The 1,185-nt window shown below is 44.8% G+C and carries 1 tRNA gene and 2 rRNA genes; all 3 read right to left on the reverse strand.

What is annotated here, in order from left to right:
- Positions 1-516: ribosomal RNA gene (locus HF312_21665) — 23S ribosomal RNA — on the reverse strand; the annotation flags it as partial.
- 128 nt (positions 517-644) lie between these two features.
- A tRNA-Ile gene (locus HF312_21670) sits at positions 645-721 on the reverse strand.
- Between the two features lie 207 nt (positions 722-928).
- Positions 929-1,185 (reverse strand): 16S ribosomal RNA (locus HF312_21675); the annotation flags it as partial.

Below are 1,185 nucleotides of genomic sequence, written 5' to 3' on the forward strand. Positions count from 1 at the left end.
CTTTCCCTCACGGTACTGCTTCACTATCGGTCATCAGGTAGTATTTAGCCTTGGGGGGTGGTCCCCCCGGCTTCCCACCGGGTTTCACGTGTCCGGCGGTACTCTGGATACCAGCTCTCTTCTCAACCTTTCGCTTACGGGGCTATCACCCGCTATGGCCTACCTTCCCATGTAGTTCTGCTAGATCTTAAAGTAGATTATCTGGTCCGCAACCCCGATCGATATTGCTATCGTCGGTTTGGACTGTTCCTATTTCGCTCGCCGCTACTCAAGGAATCGATTCTTTTCTTTCTTCTCCTGAAGGTACTTAGATGTTTCAGTTCCCTTCGTCTCCCTCCTCATATGCTATTTATTCACATATGGGTAACCAGACATTCACTCTGGTTGGGTTTCCCCATTCGGATTCCCACGGGTCACAGGCTATTTGCGCCTCTCCGTGGATTATCGCAGCTTATCGCGTCCTTCTTCGGCTCTTGATGCCAAGGCATTCACCCTACGCTCTTAGTAGCTTGACCTTTGATTTCATCTTTTTATTGATTGATCCTATTATCGGTTTAATATTGTGTAATTCTAGTTTTATTTCTAGTTTACCTTTTGCATTATATAGTTTTCAAAGTACAATGTCATAATACACATTTGTATTATGGTGGGCTCAAATGGAATCGAACCATCGACCTCACGCTTATCAGGCGTGCGCTCTAACCATCTGAGCTATGAGCCCGTTTAGATGTTTGGATGTTAAAGCTTAGTGTTAGATGTCTAACTCTAAAGTCTTGTTCTCCATTTGAATCAATATACAATTTTCATCTTACGATTAAAATTGTACACTGAAAAGTAACCAGTGCAAAAATGAGTTATTTATCATATTGTTACACTAACCTAAATTAGTGTTCAATCGACCAATAGGATACGAGTATTTCTACTCGAGTCTCCTTAGAAAGGAGGTGATCCAGCCGCACCTTCCGATACGGCTACCTTGTTACGACTTCACCCCAATCACCAAACCCACCTTCGGCAGCTCTCTCCATTACTGGTTAAGTCACTGACTTCGGGTATTTTCGGCTCTCATGGTGTGACGGGCGGTGTGTACAAGGCCCGGGAACGTATTCACTGCAGTATGCTGACCTGCAATTACTAGCAATTCCGACTTCATGTGGGCGAGTTGCAGCCCACAATCTGAACTGG

The organism is Ignavibacteria bacterium, assembly GCA_025612375.1.
GTDB lineage: Bacteria > Bacteroidota > Ignavibacteria > Ignavibacteriales > SURF-24 > JAAXKN01.